Source organism: Demequina maris, from assembly GCF_000971155.1.
Classification (GTDB): Bacteria; Actinomycetota; Actinomycetes; order Actinomycetales; family Demequinaceae; genus Demequina; species Demequina maris.
Map to the genome: position 1 here is coordinate 104,224 of NZ_BBLX01000006.1, position 20,108 is coordinate 124,331.

17 protein-coding genes and 1 other RNA gene are annotated in these 20,108 nt (G+C 72.4%); 12 read left to right on the forward strand and 6 right to left on the reverse strand.

All coding sequences use genetic code 11. From position 1 onward, the window contains the following. Positions 1–38 precede the first annotated feature (38 nt). Entirely contained in the window at positions 39–881 is an 843-nt protein-coding gene (locus AOM02_RS08750) for a potassium channel family protein (protein WP_062298775.1), read from the forward strand. A gap of 4 nt (positions 882–885) precedes the next feature. Here AOM02_RS08750 and AOM02_RS08755 read toward each other — a convergent pair whose 3' ends face one another. Continuing rightward, positions 886–1,920 (reverse strand): lysylphosphatidylglycerol synthase domain-containing protein, encoded by a 1,035-nt coding sequence (locus AOM02_RS08755; protein ID WP_062298776.1) that lies wholly within the window; start codon positions 1,918–1,920, stop codon positions 886–888. 62 nt (positions 1,921–1,982) lie between these two features. Here AOM02_RS08755 and AOM02_RS08760 point away from each other — a divergent pair, with 62 nt between their 5' ends. From AOM02_RS08760 to AOM02_RS08785, 6 genes are all read left to right on the forward strand, one after another. Beyond that, complete coding sequence (locus AOM02_RS08760; RefSeq protein WP_062298777.1) at positions 1,983–2,795, forward strand: Nif3-like dinuclear metal center hexameric protein; 813 nt, start codon at positions 1,983–1,985, stop codon at positions 2,793–2,795. An 18-nt stretch (positions 2,796–2,813) separates the two neighbouring features. Further along, the gene (locus AOM02_RS08765) at positions 2,814–3,551 is read left to right on the forward strand and encodes a zinc ribbon domain-containing protein (RefSeq protein WP_062298778.1); all 738 of its coding nucleotides are present in this window, start codon (positions 2,814–2,816) and stop codon (positions 3,549–3,551) included. Further along, positions 3,548–4,408 carry a histidine phosphatase family protein gene (locus tag AOM02_RS08770; RefSeq protein WP_062298779.1) on the forward strand — a complete coding sequence of 287 codons (861 nt, stop codon included), beginning with the start codon at positions 3,548–3,550 and terminating at the stop codon, positions 4,406–4,408. The genes AOM02_RS08765 and AOM02_RS08770 overlap by 4 nt, the downstream gene beginning before the upstream one ends. Positions 4,409–4,495: 87 nt before the next feature. Continuing rightward, a complete protein-coding gene (locus AOM02_RS08775; RefSeq protein ID WP_062298780.1) occupies positions 4,496–5,518 on the forward strand; it encodes a nitroreductase family protein in 1,023 nt (340 codons plus the stop codon). Beyond that, positions 5,515–7,125 carry a phenylacetate--CoA ligase family protein gene (locus tag AOM02_RS08780; RefSeq protein ID WP_062298781.1) on the forward strand — a complete coding sequence of 537 codons (1,611 nt, stop codon included), beginning with the start codon at positions 5,515–5,517 and terminating at the stop codon, positions 7,123–7,125. The genes AOM02_RS08775 and AOM02_RS08780 overlap by 4 nt, the downstream gene beginning before the upstream one ends. Before the next feature lie 358 nt (positions 7,126–7,483). Then, positions 7,484–8,047: a hypothetical protein gene (locus AOM02_RS08785; RefSeq protein ID WP_062298782.1), complete on the forward strand. Its 564-nt coding sequence runs from the start codon at positions 7,484–7,486 to the stop codon at positions 8,045–8,047. A 122-nt stretch (positions 8,048–8,169) separates the two neighbouring features. On the opposite strand, the gene AOM02_RS08790 is transcribed toward AOM02_RS08785, so the two are convergent. From AOM02_RS08790 to AOM02_RS08800, 3 genes are all read right to left on the reverse strand, one after another. Further along, positions 8,170–9,033, reverse strand: coding sequence for a formate/nitrite transporter family protein (locus AOM02_RS08790; protein WP_062298783.1), 864 nt, complete (start codon positions 9,031–9,033; stop codon positions 8,170–8,172). Between the two features lie 76 nt (positions 9,034–9,109). After that, on the reverse strand, positions 9,110–10,081 hold the full coding sequence (locus tag AOM02_RS08795; RefSeq protein WP_062298784.1) for an aldo/keto reductase: 972 nt from the start codon (positions 10,079–10,081) through the stop codon (positions 9,110–9,112). A 51-nt stretch (positions 10,082–10,132) separates the two neighbouring features. Continuing rightward, complete coding sequence (locus tag AOM02_RS08800; protein ID WP_062298785.1) at positions 10,133–11,017, reverse strand: aldo/keto reductase; 885 nt, start codon at positions 11,015–11,017, stop codon at positions 10,133–10,135. A gap of 293 nt (positions 11,018–11,310) precedes the next feature. Between AOM02_RS08800 and AOM02_RS08805 the strand changes: the two genes are divergently transcribed. Together AOM02_RS08805 and AOM02_RS08810 are read left to right on the forward strand one after the other, a co-directional pair. Then, positions 11,311–12,201 carry a helix-turn-helix transcriptional regulator gene (locus AOM02_RS08805; RefSeq protein ID WP_062298786.1) on the forward strand — a complete coding sequence of 297 codons (891 nt, stop codon included), beginning with the start codon at positions 11,311–11,313 and terminating at the stop codon, positions 12,199–12,201. Positions 12,202–12,354: 153 nt separating this feature from the next. Continuing rightward, positions 12,355–13,140, forward strand: coding sequence for an SDR family NAD(P)-dependent oxidoreductase (locus tag AOM02_RS08810; RefSeq protein ID WP_062298787.1), 786 nt, complete (start codon positions 12,355–12,357; stop codon positions 13,138–13,140). Positions 13,141–13,271: 131 nt separating this feature from the next. On the opposite strand, the gene AOM02_RS08815 is transcribed toward AOM02_RS08810, so the two are convergent. Both AOM02_RS08815 and AOM02_RS08820 read right to left on the reverse strand, forming a co-directional pair. Further along, on the reverse strand, positions 13,272–14,045 hold the full coding sequence (locus AOM02_RS08815; protein ID WP_062298788.1) for a YaaA family protein: 774 nt from the start codon (positions 14,043–14,045) through the stop codon (positions 13,272–13,274). 84 nt (positions 14,046–14,129) lie between these two features. Beyond that, complete coding sequence (locus tag AOM02_RS08820) at positions 14,130–15,305, reverse strand: aminotransferase class I/II-fold pyridoxal phosphate-dependent enzyme (RefSeq protein WP_062298789.1); 1,176 nt, start codon at positions 15,303–15,305, stop codon at positions 14,130–14,132. A 175-nt stretch (positions 15,306–15,480) separates the two neighbouring features. Here AOM02_RS08820 and rnpB point away from each other — a divergent pair. The 3 genes from rnpB (at position 15,481) to AOM02_RS08835 (ending at position 19,968) form a co-directional block, all read left to right on the forward strand. Beyond that, positions 15,481–15,857, forward strand: an RNA gene (rnpB, locus tag AOM02_RS08825) — RNase P RNA component class A. Between the two features lie 277 nt (positions 15,858–16,134). Then, entirely contained in the window at positions 16,135–18,294 is a 2,160-nt protein-coding gene (locus AOM02_RS08830; RefSeq protein ID WP_062298790.1) for a DEAD/DEAH box helicase, read from the forward strand. A gap of 90 nt (positions 18,295–18,384) precedes the next feature. Continuing rightward, positions 18,385–19,968, forward strand: coding sequence for a bifunctional phosphatase PAP2/diacylglycerol kinase family protein (locus tag AOM02_RS08835; protein WP_062298791.1), 1,584 nt, complete (start codon positions 18,385–18,387; stop codon positions 19,966–19,968). Positions 19,969–20,108 lie beyond the last annotated feature (140 nt).

Sequence of the window (20,108 nt, forward strand, 5' to 3'; positions counted from 1 at the left end):
GCCTCGAACCACGCAGGCAGATCCAGGAGGAGGCGGTCGTGTCGTTCGAGCTCCACGAGGACGAGGGCGGGCTGAAGAAGGGCGCGAAGTACGAGGCCTTCGCCAAGCGCGCCGACGGGACGATGGCGGCGCTCGCCCTCGTCTTCCTGGTGGTGTGGTCGGCGCGCATCGCCTTCCGCGACGAGCTGCCGAGCAGCGTGCGCGCGACGCTGCTCACGATCCAGAGCCTCGTGTGGCTGATCTTCATCGTCGACCTGGTGATCCGCGTCGCGCTGCACGAGCGGCGCTGGCGCTTCCTGCTCACGCACCCGCTCGACGTCATCGCGGTCCTGATCCCCGCCGCACGCCCGCTCAAGATCCTGTCGGTCTTCACCTCCGGGACGATGCTCGCCAGCCGCAAGGGCGTCGTGAAGTCGACCCAGGCCATCCTCATCGCCGTGCTGCTGCTCCTGTGGATCGCGTCGGTCGCGATGCTCGACGCCGAGCGCGGGCACCAGGGCGCGCAGATCGTCAACATCGGCGACGCGGTGTGGTGGGCGCTGGTGACGGTCACCACCGTGGGGTACGGCGACTATGCGCCGGTGACGATCGAGGGTCGCGTCGTCGCGACCATCCTCATGCTCATCGGCATCGCCCTCATCGGTATCGTCACCGCCTCCGTGGCCGCGTGGTTCGTCAGCCTCACCCAGGGGGCGGAGGAGGAGCGCGACAACGCGCGCGAGGAGGCGCGCGAGGAGGTCACCCGCCAGCAGCTCCTCTCGCGCATCAACGATCTCGAGACCAAGCTCGATGAGATCGCGAGCCGGGGCGGCCCCGGTGCGTCCGGGTTGCCGCACCTCACCCCGAAGCCGCCCACGGACGCGGACCCGCGCTCGAGCTAGCCGCTCACCCGCGGGGCCCGGCCTCCGTGCGACGGGTCGACCACCGCCACCACGCGAGCGACAGCGCGCCGATGACGAGGGTGCCGCCCAGCGACACGGCGCGCCACACCAGCGTGCCCGCGACGAGCGTCGCCTCCGGCACCGCGGGAGTGTCGGTGAGCCACGCGGCGATGAGCGCCGCATCGAGCACGCCGAAGCCCAGGAACGGCAGAATCGTGAGGGGGTAGAGCAGCAGGAACACGCCCACGATCTCGACCGCGGACAGGCTCGCGCCGACGCCGACGAGGCGCAGGCTCGCCAACAGGATCAGCGCCTCCGCGACCACGCCGCCCAGGCCGAGCGCGATCGAGGGCATGAGGTGGCGTCGGTAGGACTCCGAGACCCGCGACCGGAAGTCGCCGACCGCCGCGGCCCACACGGCGCCGTCCGCCGGGCGCCCGAACCGGGTGACGATGCGCGCGCCCAGGTGGCCGAGCGTATGGGCCCAGCGCTCGGACCGCACCACCACCGTGAGCGCGACCAGGATGGCCGCCGCGATGGCGAGCGAGCCGACGGCGAACCACCACTCGTGCCGCTCCACGCCGCGGATCGCGACGACGCCGAGCCCGAGCACCGGCGCGAGGAAGCGCACGCCCCAGAACACGACGGTGGTGAGGGTGACGCCCGCCATGCCCTCGACCGGGTCGATGCCCCACGAGCGGAACATCCCGACGCGCAGCACGAGGTCCGACGGCGGCGGCGCGAGGGTCGCGACCAGGTTGGCGGCCATCTCGTTGTGCAGCGCGCGCTTCCATCCCAGGCCCTCGACCACGCGGGCCAGCGGCGCCGAGCTGAGGAGCTGACGGAGCAGCAGGAGGGCGACGAGGATCGGCGGGCTCCACCACGGGAGGGTGCCGAGGGCGTCGCCGACGGCCGGCCAGTCGACCTGGGATCCGAGGGAGAACAGCGCCCACAGGACCGCCGCGACGACGACGAGGGTGACAACCCGGCGCCACACACGCGCGCGGCCGGACGCGGGGCGGTCGGCGGGCGCGGGCACCCGGCCAGCCTATCCACGGCCCGGGCGGCGCGGCCGGGACCGGCGCCGAGTAGCCTTGCCCCATGACCTCCGTGGCCGATGTGATGGACGCACTCGAGAAGCGCTTCCCCCTCGATCTCGCGGAGGACTGGGACGTCAACGGGCTCTGCGTCGGCCGGCCCGGCGCTGAGGTCACGCGCGCGCTGTTCGCGGTCGACCCGACCATGGCGGTCGTGCAGGAGGCCGTCGAGGCCGGCTGCGACCTCATCGTCACCCACCACCCGCTGCTCCTGCGCGGCGTCACCACCGTGCACGCCGGCACCCCGAAGGGCGCGGTCATCCACGCGCTCATCGAGAACGGCATCGCGCTGTACAACGCCCACACCAACGCCGACCACGCCGGCACCGGCGTCGCCGAGGCGCTCGCGGAGGTCCTCGGCGTCTCCGGCGCGCTCCCGCTCGTCCCGCTCAAGGACGATGCGGAGCAGGGGACCGGCCGCATCGGCCGGCTCGACGCGCCCATCAGCCTGCGCGAGTTCGCCCAGCGCGCCGCCACCGTGCTGCCCGAGACGTCGCACGGCGTGCGCGTCGCGGGCGACCTCGACGGCACCGTGCAGACCATCGCCGTCGTGGGCGGCTCGGGGGACTCGTTCCTCGCCGCCGCGAGCGAGGCGGGCGCGGACGTCTACCTCACCGCGGACCTGCGCCACCACCCCGCGTCCGACGCCCGCGAGGCCGCGCTGCTCGGCGACGGCCGCCCGTACCTCGTCGACGTCGCCCACTACGCGTCCGAGTGGACGTGGCTGGAGGCGGCTGCCGAGTACCTCGGCGACGCCACCGGCATCGACACCCTCGTCTCGACCCTCACCACCGACCCCTGGACCGCGCGCTTCTAGCGCGAAGGAGAACCACCCGTGCCCACCGCCCCCGCAGCCGACCAGATCCGCCTCCTCGACGTGCAGGACATCGACCTGCGCGCCCAGCAGGCCCGTCACCGCCGCGACCACCTGCCCGTGCTCGAGCAGATCAACGAGCTCACCGCGCGCGTGACGGACCTCGACGAGGCCCGCGTCGCGACCGCCACCAAGGCCTCCGACCTGCGACGCGCCGTGCAGAAGGCCGAGGATGACGTCCAGGTGGTCCGCGATCGCGCGGCGCGCGACAACGCGCGCCTCGAGGCCGGTCAGGGCACGCCCAAGGACCTCCAGGCGCTGCAGGCCGAGCTCGCGGTGCTCGCACGCCGCCAGGAGGCGCTCGAGGAGGTCGAGCTCGAGGCCATGGAGGCGCTCGACGCCGCCGAGAAGGAGCACGCGTCCGCCAAGGAGCAGGTCGAGGCCATCGAGGCGCAGCTCGCCGAGCTCACCGCCGAGCGCGACGCCGCGTGGCGCGACCTCGACGCCGAGCTCGAGACGCTCGCGTCGGAGCGCACCGCCGCGGCGGTCGGCCTCGACGCCGGCCTCGTCGCGCTGTACGAGAAGCTGCGCGCCAGCCACGGCGGCATCGGCGCGGCCGCGCTCGCCCAGGGCCAGTGCCTGGGCTGCCGCACGGTCCTCAACCCGGGCGACCTGCGCGACATCGAGGCCAAGGCCGCGGACACGATCGTTCGCTGCGAGGAGTGCAGCCGCATCCTCGTGCGCGGCGCCAAGAAGTGAGCGACGGGACGATGCCCGACCCGGCCGAGGAGACCCAGGTCGAGCCCGCGGTCCCGCACCACGCGCACCGCTTCGACGACGGCACCGACCTCGGCGGCGAGGCGGCGTCCGACGTGCCCGCCGCATCGTCCCCCGCGCCGCGCGTGCAGTCGCCCTTCTCGCCCGACGAGGAGGACCTCGTCGCGCCGCTCACGCTCGTCCTCGTGCGCCACGGCGTCACCGAGATGACGACGTCGCGACGCATGTCCGGCTCCGGCGTGCCCGGGCCGGCCCTCAGCGGACAGGGACGCGTGCAGGCCGCGAAGGCCGCGGACCTCGTCTACGGCATGGGCCGGCGCACCTGGATGCACCTGCCCCACGTGACGCGGATCCTCGCCTCGCCGATGGTGCGCACGCAGGAGACGGCGGCCTCGGTGGGCCGCCGCATCGGCGCGCACGTCGAGACCGAGGCGCGCATCAAGGAGGTCGACTTCGGCGCGTGGGAGGGCCTCACGGTCGCCGAGATCATCGAGCGCGACGGCGACGCCATCCACGCCTGGCGGCGGGCCGAGACGTCCGCGCCCGGCGGCGAGTCCATCGCCGAGGTGGGTGCGCGCGGCTACGCCGTCATCGAGGAGCTCGCGCGCGAGCACGCGCACCATTGCATGTCCGGCCGGGACCTGCCCCGCGGCGTCGCGCTCGTGTCGCACGCGGTCGCGATCAAGTCGATCGTGGGCGTCGCGCTCGGGATGCCCGCCTCGCACTGGGGCTCGATCTGGCCCTCGCCGGCCTCGACGTCGATCCTGCAGGTGCGGGCGCGCAAGGACGGGTCGATCGCCGAGCAGCACGTGCTCGCGGTGGGCGTGCCGGTCGAGTAGCGCCCGCTCTTACCAGGCGAGACGTCGCCTGTGAAGCCCCCACATGGGGGCTACCCCTCGCGCGCGGCGGCGCCTACGCTCGCGGCCATGACCGCATCGTCGGGGCCATGGCTCCCGCTCCTCGAGAACGTCCGCCGGTACCCGTCCCCGCACAACTCGCAGCCTATCCGGGTGCGGGTGATCGACGCGGCGCGTGCCGAGGTGTTCTACGACCTCGACCGGGGGCTGCCGGCGGAGAACTTCGGCATCCCGTTCGGCCACGTGTGCGCGGGGGTGTTCCTCGAGTCGCTGCGCGTGGTCGCCGCGGCGGCCGGGTACCGCGTCGACGAGGCGCTCGAGCTCGAGGAGATGGACTTCGACGCGACGGACCGACTGCACCGGCTCGGCGCGGTGACGCTGGAGCCGCAGGCGCCGGGCGCGGAGGACCCGCGGGCCGCAGATGCGTTCCGCGTGCGCCGCACCAACCGCCGCCCGTACGACGACCGCGTCGTGCCCCGCGTGGACCTGGAGGAGGTCCAGGAGCTCGCCGCCGGCCACGGGCAGCGCTTCTCGTGGTCGGGCGACGCGCGGGTCGTGGCGCCGATCATCCGCATCAACCAGGAGACCCTGTTCGACGACCTCCGCAACGACGCCGTCTACGCCGAGATCATGGAGTGGCTGCGCTTCAGCGAGCACGACGCCGCCGAGCGCGGCGACGGGCTCAGCGCCGCGGCCATGCTGATGCCGGGGCCGCTGCTGCGCTTCGCGATGGGCCACCGCGGGCTGTGGCAGGCGCCGGTGATCGGCGCCGCGATCCGCGGCATGTACCTCAGGACGATGCGTGGCGTGCGGCAGCTCGCCTGGTTCGAGGGGCCCTTCGCCTGCCCGCGCGACTACGTCGAGGCCGGGCGCGTCTTCATGCGCTGCTGGCTCGAGCTGACGGCGCGGGGCGTCTCGCTTCATCCGTTCGGGACGGTGATCACGAACCCACGGTCGCATGCGCGGTTCGTCGACATCGCGGGCGCGGACGAGTCCGACGGCCGGATGGCCTGGATGCTCGTCCGGCTCGGCTACGCCAAGACCCCACCCGTCGCCCACCGGCGCCCGCTCGAGGAGATGCTCGTCGCATGAGAGGCCTGCTGAGGTACCCCGCGTTCGCCGGCATCGAGGTGCTCGACGCGGTCATCCGCGTGCTCGCGCGCAAGCCCACGACGCATCGCCTCCTGCTGGGGCCGGGCATCGAGCCGCTGCGCTGGTGGCTCGGGCGGGGGAGGGCGTGGCGCACGTTCCACGTGGCGTCGCGGCGCGTCCCCGCGTACCGCGCGTTCCTCGAGGAGGCGGGCCACGGTCCGGACCTGGGGAAGGACGGCTCGCTCGCGGAGGCGCTCGCGCGGCTCCCCGAGATGGACAAGGCGGGCTACATCGCCCGCTGGTCCGTGATGGACCGGAGCCTCGACGGCCGCCTGCCGCGACGCGGGGTGGTGGTCGACGAGTCCTCCGGCTCCTCGGGCGTGCCCACCAGCTGGGTGCGGGGACCGGACGAGCGCATGGCGACCCGCCAGCTGCTGCAGATGGGCTACTCGCGGACGTCCCGCACGCTCACGAAGCAGCCGTTCGTGCTCAACTGCTTCTCGCTGGGCGCGTGGGCGACGGGCATGAACATCTCCGCCTCGCTCACCGAGATCACGATGATGAAGTCCATCGGGCCCGACCGCGACAAGGTGGTCCAGACGATGCGCGAGTTCGGCCCGGGCTTCACGTACGTGATCCTCGGGTACCCGCCCTTCCTCAAGGCACTGTTCGAGGACGACCGTCTCGACTGGACCGCGTACGACATCGTCACCGCGTTCGGCGGCGAGGGCATCAGCGAGCGGATGCGCGCGATCATCGGCAAGAACGCCGCTGCGGTGTTCGGCTCGTACGGCGCCTCCGACCTCGAGATCAACATCGCGATCGAGACGGACTTCTCGGTGCAGCTGCGGCAGGCGATCGCGGCGTCGCCGGAGCTCGCGGCGCGCATCACGAAGCGCGACGAGTACGGCGTGCTGCCCATGGTGTTCCAGTTCAACCCCTTCGACTACCTCATGGAGTCGAACGAGGCGGGCGAGCTGCTCGTCACGATCACGCGCGGCAGCAACATCAACCCACGCATCCGGTACAACATCCACGACCGAGGGCACACGCTGCGGCTGCGCGACCTCGACCCGGTCCTCGAGGAGCTCGGGCTGTCAGAGGTGAAGCGCTCGCGCATCACCGACCTGCCGCTGCTGTTCCTCTACGGCCGCTCCGACATGTCGGTCGACTTCAACGGGGCCGTCGTGGCGCCCGACACGGTCCGCGACGCGATCTACGACGCGCCCGGGCTGGCGGACGCGATCGAGAACCATCGCCTGGTGAGCTACGAGGACGCGCGCGGCGACCGCCAGCTGCACATCGCGCTGCAGCGGATCGAGCGCGGGCCGCAGCTCGACGAGGCCGCGGTGGGGGCGCTGCTCTTCGCGGCGATGCGCCGCGCCAACGGCGACTTCTCGAACGCGATCCGCACGTCGCCGGAGGGCACCCTGCCCACCATCGCGATCTACCCGTACCGCACGGGGCCGTTCGCGAACGACGGCGCGAAGCTCAAGAACGAGTACGTGTGGATGCTCGACGCGGGCGAGGACGAGGCCTGGGGTCTACGTCCGGGCTTCACGGCGCCACGTCATGTCGCGGCGGTGCGGGACGGCGCAGGCGCGTGAGCCGTGCGCGATGTGGCGGACGGCGGCGCATGGGATCCGGATTCGGAGATGTCGGATACGTCCGTTATCGTTATCTCTCGCGAAGTTCGCCACACGTGGCGACGCTCCCCGCAGACCTGCCGCGTCATCGCTGACGCGGTCGACGCGGGGGTCGCTCATTGACACCTGCTGAGGGGCGATGCCGCGGGCGCACGACCGTGTTCCCGTCCGCAATCCGGCCATGGGCCGGCGTGCTCGCCGCACCTCCGTGACGTGTCGCGCGAGTGGCATCGCGCCGGCCCCGCCCGCCAACGGGCGCATCGGTTCACGACCGAGCGGGGCGCCGCTACAGGGATCGACCCTGGGGGAATGGAGAGACATGTTCAAGCGCATCGTCGTCGCCGTCGCGGGCGCCGCACTCGCGGTCGGCATCGCCGTGCCGGCCTCGGCCGACTCGACGCCTAAGGTCGACCGGTCCGAGTATGCCGCCGTCAAGCGCGGTACCCCGCTCGCCACCGTGCAGGCGAAGTTCGACTCGAAGGGTGCCAAGACCTCCGAGTACATCGGCACGTATGTCAAGTCGCAGACGCGGGAGTGGAAGACCGCGACCTCGCCGTACGGCTGGGTCATGGTCGACTTCGAGAAGAAGAACGGCAGGTGGGTCCTCGACTCGAAGTCTGTGTCGTGGGGCGTCGACGCCAAGCAGACGGCTGACAAGATGACCAAGGGCGAGTTCCAGAAGATCTGGACGGGCAAGACGATCGCCCAGGTGCGCAAGATCGCCGGTACCTCGGGTACCCGCACGTATGAGTACACGTCGCGGTACCAGCGCACGATCACCGTCGAGTGGCCCACGCCCTCGCCGTACGGCTACGCCTCGGTCGATTTCAAGTGGAAGAACGGCACCTACGTCGTCACGAGCAAGAGCGCCTACTGGGGTTGATCTCCTCGTCCCCGCCCGCCGAAGGGCGCGCCGGTTCGTGACCGAGCGGGGAACCTGACCGAACCCGTCCCGGGACCGGATGCACCGCGCCCGGGTGGGGCGCCGCAGGCGGGTGACGCCGGCTACTCGTCGTCTCCGGAGTGCCGCGCGAGCTGCTTGCGCAGGAACTTCCGGTCGTCGTTCGCGTACGCGTAGTACCAGCCGATGAGCAGGCCGCCACCGACGAAGTTGCCCAGCAGCACGATGCCGAGCTGCGCGAGCGCGAGTCCGTAGTCGAGCCCGTGGGTGAGGGCGGACACCGTGAAGACCACGGTGTTGGCGACGGAGTGCTCGAAGCCGACGAACGCGAACACGAAGACGCTCATCACCATGGCGAGCACCTTGGTGATGTCCTCCTTGATGACGCCGTTGTAGACGAGCAGCATGCCCAGGTTGATCATGAAGTTGCACAGCACGGCGCGCATGAACAGGTCGGACATGCCGGCGAGGCCGTGGTCGAAGTACGCGAGCTTGTGCTCGACCGCGGCGTCGAGCTGGGCGCCCATCGCGCCGTCGGCCATGCTCGAGCCGGCCACCATGATCGCGACGGCGAGGCCGCCGATGAAGTTGCCGCCGTAGCACATGAGCAGGATCCGCAGGGACTTCAGCGGGGTCGTCCGGCGGTAGTACGCGCCGATCGAGACGATCATCATGTTCGACGTCAGCAGCTCGGACTTGCTGTAGTAGATGAACACGAGCGCGAAGCCGAAGACCATCGACCCGACGAGCTTGCCGACGTTGACCCAGTCGCCCTCGCCGATGCTCGCGAAGGCCGAGATCACGGCGAAGGTCGTGAGGTACATGACGCCGATGATCACGCCGGCCATCGCGGCGCGCATGAGGTAGACGCGGGCCAGGCCGCCGCTCATCGCGGTCTTGGTCTCGAGCGCGTCGAGCACCGTCGAGATGAACTGCTTGCCCGGGAACAGCGCGCTTTGATCGCTCATGGCCCCAGGCTCCCACAGAGCTCGACCGCCGGCGCGCGACCAGGGTCCCGTGGCGCCGGATCAGCTGTCGTGCCTCCTAGAACCCCTTGGGCTCGCGCACCGCGTAGTGTTCCTCAAGCGCCTGGACCTCGTCGCTGGAGAGCTCGAGGTCCACCGCCGCCGACGCATCCGCCAGGTGGCGCGGCTTGGTGGCGCCGACGATCGGCGCGGAGACCACCGGGTTGCGGAGGACCCACGCGAGCGCCACCTGCGACATCGGGACCCCGCGCTCGGCTGCGACGTGCTCGACCGCGTCGACCACGCCCTTGTCCGCGTCGACGAACGTCGCGTCCGCGACCGGGTCGTTGCCGCTCCGCGAGGTGGCGGTGGCCCACGGCCTCGCGACGCGGCCCTTCGCGAGCGGCGAGTACGGGATCGCGCCCACGCCCTGGTGGGCGAGCAGGCCCATCATCTCCCTCTCCTCCTCGCGGTACAGGAGCGAGTACTGGTCCTGCATCGACACGAACCGCGTCCACCCGCCCAGGTCCGCCGCGTGCTGCATGGTCGCGAACTGCCAGGCGTGCATCGCCGAGGCGCCGAGGTAGCGCGCCTTGCCGGCCTTCACCACGTCGTGGAGCGCCTCCATGGTCTCCTCGATCGGGGTGGCGGGATCGAAGCGGTGGATCTGGTAGAGGTCGACGTAGTCCGTGCCGAGGCGCCGCAGCGACGCGTCGATCTGCTCCATCACGGCCTTGCGGGACAGGCCCTGGCCGCCGGGGCCGTCGTGCATCCGGAAGTGCAGTTTGGTGGCGAGCACGATCTCCTCCCGAGTGCTGAACTCCCGCATGGCGCGGCCGGTGAGCTCCTCGCTCGCGCCTTCGCTGTAGACGTTCGCGGTGTCCCAGAACGTGATGCCGAGCTCGACGGCCTGACGGTAGAAGGGTGCGGCCTCCTCCCACGCGAAAGCGCCCCACGCGGGCACCTGCGAGGTGGGGCTGCCGTAGGTCATGGTGCCGAGCGCGAGGCGCGGGATCCGGAGCCCGGAGGATCCGAGGCGGGTGTACTTCATCTTCTGCTCCTTTGCGAGGGACGATGCGGGGACTGGATAGCGCGGTGAGGCTCAGGCCTCGGGGATCGCGAGGGCGAAGAACGCGTCGCGCGGGGTGTCGGGGTCGGGGCCGCCGCGCACGCCGGTGTCGAGCGCGTCGATAGCCGCGAGCTGCTCGCCCGTGAGTGCGAAGTCGAAGATGTCGAAGTTGTCAGCGATGCGGCTCGGGGTGACCGACTTGGGGATCACATGGCGGCCCTCCTGGACGTGCCAGCGCAGCATCACCTGCGCCGGGGTCTTGCGGTGCGCGGCCGCAATCGCGGCGATGGTGGGGTCCTCGAGGGTCGAGCGCTTGCCGTCGCCCCAGCCCGGGTAGAAGGTGATGCCGCCGATCGGGGACCAGGCCTGGGAGACGATGCCGTGCTCGGCGTTCGCGGCGAGCAGGTCCTTCTGCTGGAAGTAGGGGTGGACCTCGATCTGGTTGACCGCGGGGATCACGTCGGCGGTCTCGAGCAGGCGCTCCAGGTGGTGCGGCATGAAGTTGCTCACGCCGATCGCGCGCACCTTTCCGTCCGCGTGAAGCTCCTCGAGCGCGCGATAGGCCGCGACCGTGCTGTCCCAGCGGGTCGGCGCGGGCTGGTGGAGGATCAGCAGGTCGAGGTGCTCGACGCCGAGCTTCGCGGTCGCCTTCTCGAACGCGTGGAGCGTCTGGTCGTGGCCGTAGTCGCTGACCCACACCTTCGTCTCGATGAAGAGGTCGTCGCGCGGGATGTCGGACGCGGCGATGGCGGCGCCCACGCCCGCCTCGTTGAAGTAGGCGGCGGCGGTGTCGATGTGGCGGTAGCCGACCCGCAGCGCCTCGGTCACGACCGTCGCGGTCTCGTCGGGAGGGGTCTGGAAGACGCCGTAGCCCAGGGCGGGCATCGTGACGCCGTTGTTGAGGGTGATGTGCTCCATGTCCTCGACGCTAGGTCCGGCCCGCGGGCGCTGGGAGGCACTGTCGTTACCCGGGTCGCCGGGACCCCGCGCGCGTCAGGGCACGCCGGACCCCGATCGGGACGCTCAGTCCTTGCGGTCGCGTCCGCCGCGGACGCCACCCCGGGCGCCGCGCGCGTGTCCCCGGAGGACTGGTTGTCCCGAGACGCGCGTCCGCTCGCATATCGGAGGACTGAGTGTCCCGACAGGGCGGCAGGCGAGACGGGTACCGAGCGTGCCTCCCTCCCGGCCGACGCCCGCCGTACGTTGGACGCATGAGCACGAACCCCGAGGTCACCGAGTTCCTGCGCTCGCGCCGCGCCCGCATCACCCCCGAGCAGTCGGGCCTGCCCGCGTACGGCGGCAACAGGCGCGTTCCCGGACTGCGCCGCGAGGAGGTCGCGATGCTCGCCGGCGTCTCCGTCGACTACTACGTGCGGCTCGAGCGCGGCAACCTGTCCGGCGCCTCCGACTCCGTGCTGGACGCGCTCGCGAACGCGCTCCAGCTCGACGAGGCCGAGCGCGACCACCTGTTCGATCTCGCGCGGGCGGCGGGCCCCGCATCGTCCCGCGCGTCGGGCCGCCGCCCGACAGGTGCCGTGCGGCCCACGATCCAGGCGATCCTCGACTCGATCACCGCCCCCGCGTGGGTGCGCAACGGCCGGCTCGACCACCTCGCGCACAACCGCGCATCGCGCGCGCTGTACGCGCCGCTGCTCGACAGCTCCGAGCGGCCCACGAACACCGCGCGCTTCGTGTTCCTCGACGATGCCTCGCGCGAGTTCTTCGTCGACTGGGACCAGGCGACGGCCGACGTCACCGCGCTGCTGCGCATGGAGGCCGGGCGCCGGCCCACCGACAAGGGCCTCACCCAGCTGATCGGCGAGCTGTCGACGCGGTCGGAGGAGTTCCGCCGGCTGTGGGCGCGGCACGACGTCAAGTTCCACCGCTCGGGCGCGAAGCAGCTGCGGCACCCGGCGGTCGGGCGGCTCGACCTCGAATTCGAGGCGATGGAGCTGCCCTCCGACCCCGACCTCACGCTGCTCGTGTACGCGGTGACCCCCGGGTCGCCCACCGCCGACAAGCTGCAGCTGCTCGAGCACTGGGCCGACGAGCGCGAGGCCGCGGGAAGGCTCGCCGACGTGAGCGCCGCGCCTCGCAGGTGACTCCCAATGAAGAGTGTGAACCGTGGGGCGCGAGGGAAGCATGGGGCGATGCCGACCTGATCCCGGCAGTCACACCCTTCACCTTTGTCATTGGCAATCAATGCAGGTGGTCGGACGTTGCCTTAGAGGAGCATCTTCTCGAGAGGAGATCCGATGTCCACAGCGCTGAGGCCGCCGTCCGCCTACGAGGACCCGATCGTCGCCCGCCATTCGCTCGCCGGGAAGCGGGTGCTGGTCGTCGGGGGATCGTCGGGCTTCGGGCGGCAGGTCGCGCTCGACTCCGCCCTCGCCGGCGCCGACGTCATCGTCGTCGGGCGCGACTCCGCCAAGACCCACGCGACCGCGCAGGAGGCCGGCGCGCTCGCCCGCGGCAAGGCCAGCGCGCTCGCGATCGACGTGAGCTCCGACCGGGGGCGTCGCGCCCTGGTCGAGGCGGTCGGCGAGGTCGACCACGTGGTGTCGACCCTCGGTGGGCGGCTCGAGGACGACGTCCCCGAGGACGAGGAGGACGTCGTCCGCGAGATCGCGCGCACGAAGGTCCACCACAACCGCCACCTGGTCGACGCGCTCGCGGGCAGCGTCCGCGAGGGCGGGTCCTTCGTGCTGACGGCCGGCTCCACCCGCGGGAACGGCGGCGAGGGTGCCCGCGCCATGGTCGCCGGGAACGTCGAGATCGAGGAGCTGGTGCGTGAGAAGGCGCTGATGCTCGCCCCGGGGCTGCGCGTCAACGCCGTCGCGCCCACGTGGACCCAGACGCCGCTGTGGAAGCACCACTCGGACGAGGAGGTGGTCGCGATGCGGCGCGAGATGGAGGCCCGCATCCCGCTCGGGCGCACCGCGGACATCCGCGAGGTCGCGCGCGCGTACGTATTCCTCATGACGAGCGGCTTCGTCACCGGCCAGACCATCGCGGTCGACGGCGGCTACTCGCTGACCTGACCCGCCACCCTCCCGACGCGCCGCGCGTCCGCCGCAACCGGCGTACAGATCCCGGCTCGGCGGTGAACAGCCTGGTATTTGCGCACCAGGTCGGGACGATGCGCCGGTTGCGTGCGCGTGCGGAGCGGCGCTCAGCCCGCGATGACGAGCGTGAGCTCGTCCGGCCCCTTCGCCTTGGGGGTGAGCGCGACGTCCACGAGTGCGTCGCCGATCATCCCGGCCGCGGCGTCGGCGAGGTCGGCCGCGGTCTGGGGCCGCGCATCGTCCCTCACCAGGTGCGCCGCGAGGAGCCCGCGCGTGTGCTTGGCCATGTGGCTGACCACCGCGCGCTTGCCGTTCAGCTCGCGCTGGACGGAGACGGCGACCCAGGGGGAGTCGGCGGGGCGGTACGCGGCGACGTACGAGGCGCTGCGGCAGTCGATGACGAGGCCGCCGTCGGCGAGCGCGTCGAGCTCCGCGGGCAGGTGCTTCCTCCAGTAGGTCGCGAGCCCGCCGAGCCGGCCCAGGCTGGTGCCCATCGACAGGCGGTACGCGGGGATGCGGTCCGCAGGGGAGACGGCGCCCCACAGAGCGGAGACGATCCGGACGCTCTCGCGCGCCTTGTCCAGGGTGGCGGCGTCCCAGTCGGCCATGCCGGCCGCGTCGTAGAGCACGCCCGTGTAGACGGTGGAAGATGCGGCGGCGGGGTTGTCCCACACGGTGCGGTTGCGCTCGACCTCCGCGGAGAGCGAGGCGCCTACGCCGAGCGCCTCCATCGCGTTGCGCTGGCCGCTGACCTTGGCGAGCGCGTCCCCCACGCGACGGCGGTGCGCCTCGAGGCCGCGGTGCGAGAGGCTGCCGAGGTCCACGGGGGAGCCGGCGGCGGGGGCGGTCTTGCCCTCGGAGGGCGGCAGCAGGATCAGCACGGGCTCAAGGGTAGGCGGTGCGCGGGCCCGATCCCTCCGCCGGAGGTCACGCCTCTGGCGGCGGGCGGGGTGTGGTCCGGGCGGCTACCCCAGCGAGCCCAGCCACCTCTCGAGCCGGGCGAGGCCCTCGACGATGTCCTCATGCGAGGCGGCGTAGGACAGGCGGACGTGGGTGTCGCCGTGCGTGGCGCCGAAGTCGCGGCCGGGGGTCAGCGCGACGTGCGCCTCCCGGAGCGCGCGGCCGCAGAAGTCCCACGCGTCGAGCCCGGTCCCGGACACGTCCGCGAACGCGTAGAACGCCCCGTCCGGCTCCGACGGCACGGGCAGGCCGATGCGCGCGAGCCCGTCGAGCATCGTTCGCCGGCGGGCGAGGAGGTCGAGGCGGCGCTCCTCGGCCTCGGCGAGCGACTCCGGGGAGAAGGCCTCGAGCGCCGCGATCTGGACGGGGGCGGACGCCGACAGGAAGTAGTTCATCGCGAGCCGTTCCACCGGCCCGACCAGCGCCTCGGGCAGCACGCACCAGCCGAGGCGCCAGCCCGTCATGCCGAAGGCCTTGGAGAACGAGTTGAGGACGATCGCGTCGGGATCGTGGGCGAGCACCGTGCGCTGCGGCGAGCCGTCGGGGCCACGGTCGGCCGTGTCGAGGTAGATCTCGTCGACCAGCCGCCACGCGCCGCGCTCGCGGGCGAGGTCGCTGATGGCGGCGAGCTCGCCCTGGGGGATCGTCGTGCCGGTGGGGTTGGACGGCGTCGCGGCCATCACCACGCCGGTCTCGGACGTCCACGCCCTCTCGACCAGGTCGCGGGTGAGCTGGAAGCGCGTGGCGGGGGAGGTGGGCACCGTGAGCGCGCGGCCGCCGAACGACGCGACGATCTGCCGGTTGCACGGGTAGCTCGGGTCCGCCATGAGCACGTCGGTGCCGTCGTCGACGGTCGCGGCGATCGTGAGCACCAGCGCCGCCGACGCGCCCATGGTGACGGCGATCCGCGCGGGGTCCACCTCGACGCCGTGGCGCTCGCGGTAGAAGCCGGCGATCGCCTGGCGCAGCTCGGGGGTGCCGAGGGATGACGTGTACGCGAGCCGACGCCCGTCCATCGTCCCCACCATCGCGCGGCGGACCGCGGCCGGGGCGCCGAAGTCGGGCTCGCCCAGGTTGAGGCGGACGATGCGGTGGCCGGCGGCCTCGAGCTCGCTCGCGAGGTCGCCGAACGCCATCGCATGGAACGGCTCGATCGCCTGCGCGCGCCGCGAGACCTGCATGGTCGCTCCTCTGCTCGGGTCCGGGCTCCATCCTCGCGGATGCGTGGCGCCAACCGGCGTATGGATCGCGGCTCGATCTCCAGTACCAGAGCAGTCGTCGGGCGAGGTCGCATCGGTGCGCCGGTTGCGGTGGGGTGTCACGGGGTGGGCGCGCCCGGTATCCTTGCAGGGCGGATGAGCTGGCCAGGCGGCCGCGTGGCCCCCTCGGGGGTCCCGAGGAACGTCCGGGCTCCGCAGGGCAGGGTGATGGCTAACGGCCACCCGGGGTGACCCGCGGGACAGTGCCACAGAGAGAAGACCGCCTCTCCTCCTCGGAGGAGGGGTAAGGGTGAAAGGGTGAGGTAAGAGCTCACCGCGCGACTGGTGACAGGAGCGGCAAGGTAAACCCCACCCGGAGCAAGGCCAGACAGGATGCGTTCGAGGGCTGCCCGCCCGAGCATCCGGGTAGGTCGCTAGAGGCGTACGGCAACGTGCGTCGTAGATGGATGGCCGCCCCTCGTGAGCGGTGACGCGAGCGAGCGACAAAACCCGGCGTATCGGCCAGCTCATCCGCTCCGCCGGGCCTCGAGCCCGGGCGGTACCCGCGTGTCGCGCGACGGTCCTACGCCTCGCACGGCCGTACGCCGTACAATGCAGGGGCACCAGCGATCGCGCCACAGCGCGATCCGCATCCGCCCACCTCGGCATCGGCACCAGCCGACGCGCCGCCGGCCCATCTGACGGGCCCGCGGATCGCGCGAGGACACCGAGGGACGGAGCCCGCGCATCCGCGGGCCCCCTGGGCGGCGCCACGTGCCGCGCCTGCGGCACGTACCGAGAAGGAGACGAAGTGGCAGCAGCAGGGCAGCGACGGACCGGCCGCGCACGCACCGGCGGCGGCACCGCGCGCCGGCGTTCCGCACGCCCGGCCGAGAAGGGGCTCATCCCCCTCCTGGCCGCGCTCGCGGGCGAGGTCGACCGCGCGGTGAAGCAGCCGCCGACGCGCGGCGCCGCGCGCACCAAGTTCCAGGTCGTCGCGCTCATCGTCCGCGAGGAGCGCACCCGCGTGAAGGCCGACGACTCGCTCTCGCAGGCGAAGCGCGACGAGGAGCTGCGGCGCCTCGACGGCGTCGCGACCATGCTCGCCAAGATCGCCGCCCGCGACACCTCGCTGCTCGCGCTGCTCGCCGACGACGCGCGCGTCACCGACTCCGCTCGCGCCTACAAGCGGACCGTGCTCGAGGCCGCCGGCCGCGAGGTCGAGGAGGAGCCCGAGCCGGAGCCCGTCCCCGCGGCCGCCGCGCCGGAGGCCGACAAGCGGGTCGTGCCGCAGTCCGCGATCTCGTACCAGCTGGCCAACCCGTTCCTCGCGCCCGACTTCTCCGCCGCGCAGGAGCGCGCCGCGGCGCAGCCCCGTCGCCTCGCCGGGTGGGAGCTTCTCGACCCGCTGTTCCGCTCGTTCGAGCAGGACGCGCCCGGCGCCCGCGCGTGCATGGAGCTGCCGGAGCCCGGCGCATCGTCCGCGGGCACGATGCGGCTGCCCGCCGGCCGTACGCTCATGCCGCACCAGGCCCAGCTGGTCGCCGCGGCCGCGCGCGGCCACCGCACGTTCCTGCTCGCCGACGAGCCGGGCCTGGGCAAGACCGCTCAGGCGCTGCTCGCGGCGCAGGCCGCCGACGCGTACCCGCTGCTCGTCATCGTGCCGAACGTCGTCAAGACCAACTGGGCGCACGAGGTCGCGATGTGGACCCCGCAGCGACGGGCGAGCGTCGTCCACGGCGACGGCGACGAGGTGGACGCCTTCGCGGACGTGGTGATCGTCAACTACGACATCCTCGACCGCCACGTCGGCTGGTTCGGCGACCTCGGCTTCAAGGGCATGGTGCTCGACGAGGCGCACTTCATCAAGAACCAGCGCTCCCAGCGGTCGCAGCATGTGCTGGCGCTGTCCGAGCGGATCCGCCACCGCACCGCCCGCCCGCTGCTGATGGCTCTCACCGGCACCCCGCTGATCAACGACATCGAGGACTTCCGCGCCCTGTGGCAGTACCTCGGCTGGATCGACGACGAGAAGCCGCTCGGCTCGCTCATGGCCGCGCTCGAGAGCACGGGCCTGATCCCGACGGACCGGGGCTGGTACCCCGCCGCGCGTGCCGCGGTGGTGGACCAGGGCATCGTGCGCCGCCGCAAGGTGGACGTCGCCGCCGACATCCCCGCCCGCCGCGTCGCCGACCTCCCGGTCGAGCTCGACGGCCCGCTCGGCCGGTCGATCCGGGCCGCGGAGGCCGCGCTCGCCGAGCGCATGGTCGCGAGCTACCGACGGGCGACCGCCGCCCGCCCCGCCGATGCCGAGGGCATCGACCTCGCGCTGGCGCGGCAGATCGCCGCGGCCGAGCTCAAGGACGCGAGCTCGAAGAAGACCGGCGACAACGTCTTCACGATGGTCCGCCGGATCGGCCAGGCGAAGGCGGGCCTGGCCGCCGACTACGCGGTGCAGCTGGCCCGCAACGTCGGCAAGGTGGTGTTCTTCGCCAAGCACGTCGACGTGATGGACGAGGCCGAGCGGATCTTCGCCGAGCGCGGCGTCCGCTTCACGTCGATCCGCGGCGACCAGACGGCCAAGGCCCGCAAGGAGGCCGTCTCGTCGTTCACCGAGGACCCCGACGTGCAGATCGTCGTGTGCTCCCTCATGGCGGCAGGCGTGGGCCTCAACCTCCAGGTCGCGTCGAACATGGTGCTGGCGGAGCTGTCGTGGACGGACGCCGAGCAGACGCAGGCGATCGACCGCATCCACCGCATCGGCCAGTCCGAGCCCGTCACCGCGTGGCGCATCATCGCGGCGCAGACCATCGACGCCAAGATCGCCGAGCTGATCGACAGCAAGTCCGGCCTCGCGGCGCGCGCGCTCGACGGGGCGGCGGTGGACGATGCGGACTCGTCGGCCGACGTGCAGCTCGAGGCGCTCGTCGAGCTCCTCGTGGACGCGCTCCGCGCCGAGGGCGAGGCCTGACGCGCCGGTCGGTCATCCGTGGCCCATCGGCACCGCCTCCGCGTAGGGTGTGGTGACGCGCCCCCTGGCGCGCGAACCAGGAGGTAGTCGATGACTTCGGCGGGACCGCAGGACCACGTGCCGAGGCGGCGCTCGTTCGAGCCGGCCGTGTTCTGGCTCGCGCTCGCGGCCTTCGTGGTCTGGACCATCGCCGTGACGACCGGATGGGCCGACCGCACGGTCGACACGTGGCTCCCGGCCTCGCCCGTGGAGCCGCGCAGCTACCTCGGCCAGGTCCTCGAGGCCTTCTCCCTGGCCACCAGCCCGATCTTCGTGACCCTGGTCACCGCGTCGCTCGCCGTGCGCTCGTACCGCCGGCGCCAGCGCCACCTCGCGGTCGCGCTCGCGATCGCGGCGCTCGGCATGCCGCTCGCCCAGATCCTGCGCTTCCTGATCGCGCGGCCGCGCCCGGAGACCCCGTTCGCGGACTCGCTGTCCGCCGCGGGTTCGTCCTACCCGTCCGGCCACGTGCTCGCGGTGACGATCCTGGTGTGGGTGCTCGTCACCGTCGCGAACGCGCAGCGGCTCTCCGTCGGCTCGCGCGTCCGCGTCAGGGTGCTCGGCGGCGCCCTCATCCTCTTCACGTGCGCCGACCAGTGGGCGATCGGCACGGTTCGCCTCTCGGACATGGTCGGGGGCTGGCTGTTCGGCATGGTGCTCGCCTCCGCCGCGCTGCTGATCAGCGGCGTCGAGCCCAGCGACCTGCCGTGGCGCAGCCGCCGCGCCGCCGCGCGCTCCGGCAGGCGTGCGGCGGTCGTCTACAACCCCACGAAGGTGCTCGAGTTCGACCAGTTCCGTCGCCGCGTCGGCGGCGCCATGATCGAGGCGGGCTGGGAGGCCCCGGTCTGGCTCGAGACCGAGAAGGACGACCCCGGTCACCAGATGGCCCGCGACGCCCTCGCGAAGGACGTCGACCTGGTGCTCGTCGCCGGCGGCGACGGCACGGTGCGCGCGGTGTGCGAGGAGATGGCGGGCAGCGGCGTCCCCGTCGGGATCATCCCCGCGGGCACCGGCAACCTGCTCGGGCGCAACCTCGGCGTGCCGCTCGACGAGGACGAGGCGCTCGACACCGCGCTCACGGGCGTGCCGAAGGCCGTCGACATGATCCGGTGGTCCGCCGACGGGACGGACGCCACCTTCGCCGTGATGGCGGGGGTGGGGCTCGACGCGCAGATCATGCGCGACACCGACGAGCGCCTCAAGAAGGTGGTCAAGGGCGGCGCGTACGTGGTCGCCGGCGTCCGCCAGGTGGGCACCGAGCCGTTCAAGGCGCGGATCCGCGTCGACGGGCGCGTGGTCCACGACGGCAGCGCCATCATGGCGCTCGTCGGCAACGTGGGGAAGCTCCAGGGCGGGGTGAACCTGCTGCCGGACGCCGAGGCCGCGGACGGCCGCCTCCACGTGCTGGTGGCGCGCGCCAGGGGGGTGAGCGGGTGGCTGCGCCTGCTCGGCAGCCTCGGGCAGGACAGCCCCGGTTCCCCGATGCGGAGGGTGTCCGGCAGGCGCGTCGAGGCGGAGCTCGATCGCGAGGTCCCGTTCCAGATCGACGGCGACACCGAGGGGTCCACGCGAGCGTTCTCGGCGGAGGTGCTTCCCGAGGCGCTCCTGGTGATGTCTCCGCGGCCTGCGGACTGAGCGGGGATCGCGCATCGTTCGGGTGCCTTTCGCGCCGTCCGGCGCACGATCCGTGCGAATTTGGTCACACAGGGCGACACGTGCCCTGAACCTGCCCGGAACCGTGCTCCGGCGCCCATAACGTGGTCACGCGGCTCCTC

Excerpts from the sequence above, each read along its gene's own strand:
- AOM02_RS08760 (WP_062298777.1), top strand. The coding sequence starts at position 1,983 with ATGACCTCCGTGGCCGATGTGATGGACGCACTCGAGAAGCGCTTCCCC.
- AOM02_RS08775 (WP_062298780.1), top strand. The coding sequence starts at position 4,496 with ATGACCGCATCGTCGGGGCCATGGCTCCCGCTCCTCGAGAACGTCCGC.
- AOM02_RS08780 (WP_062298781.1), top strand. The coding sequence starts at position 5,515 with ATGAGAGGCCTGCTGAGGTACCCCGCGTTCGCCGGCATCGAGGTGCTC.
- AOM02_RS08785 (WP_062298782.1), top strand. The coding sequence starts at position 7,484 with ATGTTCAAGCGCATCGTCGTCGCCGTCGCGGGCGCCGCACTCGCGGTC.
- AOM02_RS08790 (WP_062298783.1), bottom strand. The coding sequence starts at position 9,033 with ATGAGCGATCAAAGCGCGCTGTTCCCGGGCAAGCAGTTCATCTCGACG.
- AOM02_RS08795 (WP_062298784.1), bottom strand. The coding sequence starts at position 10,081 with ATGAAGTACACCCGCCTCGGATCCTCCGGGCTCCGGATCCCGCGCCTC.
- AOM02_RS08800 (WP_062298785.1), bottom strand. The coding sequence starts at position 11,017 with ATGGAGCACATCACCCTCAACAACGGCGTCACGATGCCCGCCCTGGGC.
- AOM02_RS08805 (WP_062298786.1), top strand. The coding sequence starts at position 11,311 with ATGAGCACGAACCCCGAGGTCACCGAGTTCCTGCGCTCGCGCCGCGCC.
- AOM02_RS08810 (WP_062298787.1), top strand. The coding sequence starts at position 12,355 with ATGTCCACAGCGCTGAGGCCGCCGTCCGCCTACGAGGACCCGATCGTC.
- AOM02_RS08820 (WP_062298789.1), bottom strand. The coding sequence starts at position 15,305 with ATGCAGGTCTCGCGGCGCGCGCAGGCGATCGAGCCGTTCCATGCGATG.
- AOM02_RS08835 (WP_062298791.1), top strand. The coding sequence starts at position 18,385 with ATGACTTCGGCGGGACCGCAGGACCACGTGCCGAGGCGGCGCTCGTTC.